This window comes from Martinezella sp. CNPSo 3890 (assembly GCF_057784455.1).
This window is the reverse complement of sequence record NZ_JBXSOR010000038.1, coordinates 2,501-5,813: the sequence shown is the minus strand read 5'-3', so window position 1 is coordinate 5,813 and position 3,313 is coordinate 2,501. Positions and strand designations below refer to the sequence as shown.

The 3,313-nt window shown below is 52.9% G+C and carries 2 rRNA genes; both read right to left on the bottom strand.

The window, feature by feature from the left end:
• Window positions 1-102: 102 nt before the first annotated feature.
• Window positions 103-217: ribosomal RNA gene (rrf, locus tag AC13RC_RS34005) — 5S ribosomal RNA — on the bottom strand.
• A 238-nt stretch (window positions 218-455) separates the two neighbouring features.
• Window positions 456-3,254: ribosomal RNA gene (locus tag AC13RC_RS34000) — 23S ribosomal RNA — on the bottom strand.
• Window positions 3,255-3,313 lie beyond the last annotated feature (59 nt).

The window sequence follows — 3,313 nt, the reverse complement described above, 5'->3', positions numbered from 1 at the left end:
ATTTCGGAGTGTGACGAGAAGATTTTGTGAGGCATAAACCGCTGAAGCGGTTTAGCGAGGCATAAATTGCTGAGCAATTTAGCCTGGAGTTGCGATTAGCAGACCTGGCAGCGACCTACTCTCCCGCGTCTTAAGACGAAGTACCATGGGCGCAGGGGCGTTTCACGGCCGTGTTCGGAAAGGGAACGGGTGCAGCCACCCCGCCATAACCACCAGGTCGGCAAAGCGCAACTTGTTGTCCATGCCTTTGCCATGGACAACAAGTTGCTTCTTTGTGGCTGATATGCCTTGTCCTTCTCGCTTGCCGCTCGAAGGGGACATCAGCCGGCCATACGGTCACCTCGAGTTCGAGGCGACAGGTGGCCGAAGCTTGCTGTTCATGCTTTTGCATGGACGTTTTTGAGAAGCTGGATTTTTTATTTGAACACGTCGTGTGATGAGCACGAGCAATGAGAACGATCAAGCCAATCGAGCTATTAGTACCGGTAAGCTTCATGCGTTGCCGCACTTCCACACCCGGCCTATCAACGTGGTCGTCTTCCACGGCTCTGATAGGGAACACTCGTTTCCAGGTTGGTTTCCCGCTTAGATGCCTTCAGCGGTTATCCATTCCATATATAGCTACCCTGCTATGCCCTTGGCAGGACAACAGGTCCACCAGAGATATGTCCATCCCGGTCCTCTCGTACTAGGGACAGATCCTGTCAATATTCCTACACCCACGGCAGATAGGGACCGAACTGTCTCACGACGTTCTGAACCCAGCTCACGTACCGCTTTAATTGGCGAACAGCCAAACCCTTGGGACCTGCTCCAGCCCCAGGATGCGATGAGCCGACATCGAGGTGCCAAACAACCCCGTCGATATGGACTCTTGGGGGTCATCAGCCTGTTATCCCCGGCGTACCTTTTATCCGTTGAGCGATGGCCCTTCCACACGGGACCACCGGATCACTATGACCGACTTTCGTCTCTGCTCGACTTGTCAGTCTCGCAGTCAGGCGGGCTTATGCCATTGCACTCGACGACCGATTTCCGACCGGTCTGAGCCCACCATCGCGCGCCTCCGTTACTCTTTCGGAGGCGACCGCCCCAGTCAAACTACCCACCATACACTGTCCCGGATCCGGATAACGGACCGCGGTTAGACATCCATGACGATAAGGGTGGTATTTCAAGGATGGCTCCACAAGAACTGGCGTCCCTGCTTCAAAGCCTACCACCTATCCTACACATGCCGACACGAATGCCAGTGTAAAGCTATAGTAAAGGTGCACGGGGTCTTTCCGTCTGACCGCAGGAACCCCGCATCTTCACGGGGAATTCAATTTCACTGAGTCTATGTTGGAGACAGCGGGGAAGTCGTTACGCCATTCGTGCAGGTCGGAACTTACCCGACAAGGAATTTCGCTACCTTAGGACCGTTATAGTTACGGCCGCCGTTTACTGGGGCTTCGATTCAGAGCTTGCACCCCTCCTCTTAACCTTCCAGCACCGGGCAGGCGTCAGACCCTATACGTCGTCTTGCGACTTCGCAGAGCCCTGTGTTTTTGGTAAACAGTCGCTACCCCCTGGTCTGTGCCACCCTCACATGCTTGCGCATATAAGGGTCACGCTTCTTCCGAAGTTACGCGTGCAATTTGCCGAGTTCCTTCAACATAGTTCTCTCAAGCGCCTTGGTATACTCTACCTGACCACCTGTGTCGGTTTCGGGTACGGTCTGTACGGTGGAGCTATTTCCTGGAACCGCGTCCCCGCCCACACAATCCAATAAGTGTGAACAAGTTAAGCAATCCGTCACTACCACCAGGCCCACGAATATTAACGTGGTTCCCATCGACTACGCGTGTCCGCCTCGTCTTAGGGGCCGGCTAACCCTGCTCAGATTAACTTTAAGCAGGAACCCTTGGTCTTTCGGCGAGAGGGTCTCTCACCCTCTTTATCGTTACTCATGTCAACATTCGCACTTCCGATACCTCCAGGACCCCTCACGGGTATCCCTTCATCAGCTTACGGAACGCTCCGCTACCACTCCTCAAAGAGGAATCCTCAGCTTCGGTGCATGGCTTCAGCCCCGTTACATTTTCGGCGCAAAGACCCTTGACTAGACCAGTGAGCTGTTACGCTTTCTTTAAATGATGGCTGCTTCTAAGCCAACATCCTGGTTGTTTTGGGATCCTCACATCCTTTCCCACTTAGCCATGACTTGGGGACCTTAGCTGGAGGTTAGGGTTGTTGCCCTTTTCACGACGGACGTTAGCACCCGCCGTGTGTCTGCCTGGTAGTACTTCCCGGTATTCGGAGTTTGGTTAGGATCAGTAAGACGGTGAGTCCCCATAGCCCATCCAGTGCTCTACCCCCGGGAGTATTCGCCAGACGCTCTACCTAAATAGATTTCGCGGAGAACCAGCTATTTCCGAGTTTGATTGGCCTTTCACCCCTAGCCACAAGTCATCCCAATCTATTGCAACAGATGCGGGTTCGGTCCTCCAGTTGGTGTTACCCAACCTTCAACCTGCTCATGGCTAGATCACTCGGTTTCGGGTCTAATGCAACAAACTATATCGCCCTATTCAGACTCGCTTTCGCTTCGCCTACACCTACCGGCTTAAGCTTGCTTGTTACACTAAGTCGTTGACCCATTATACAAAAGGTACGCCGTCACCCTTGCGGGCTCCGACTGTTTGTAGGCATCCAGTTTCAGGTTCTATTTCACTCCCCTTGTCGGGGTGCTTTTCACCTTTCCCTCACGGTACTGGTTCGCTATCGGTCATGCACGAGTACTTAGGCTTGGAGAGTGGTCTCCCCATGTTCAGACAGGATTTCACGTGTCCCGCCCTACTCTAGGACAATAAGTGTATCTACGCGTACGGGGCTGTCACCCTCTGCGGCAAACCTTTCCAGGTTCTTCCACTTTAACACTCATTGCCACTGGCCTGGTCCGCGTTCGCTCGCCACTACTTGCGGAGTCTCGGTTGATGTCCTTTCCTGCAGGTACTTAGATGTTTCAGTTCCCTGCGTTCGCTTCTTACACCCTATTTTATTCAGGTGAAGATACCTCTTAACAATGCTTAGAAACCCAAGCTGCTTATTCAGCAGTTTGGATTTTCTAAGCATTTAAGGTGGGTTGCCCCATTCGGAGATCCATGGATCAAAGCTTATTCGCAGCTCCCCACGGCTTTTCGCAGCGTATCACGTCCTTCATCGCCTGTGCATGCCTAGGCATCCACTAAATGCCCTTACGACACTTGATCGTTCTCATTGCCAATGCTCATCATCTCGTTGCCGTTTCCGTCAGGAAACGAGCAACAGA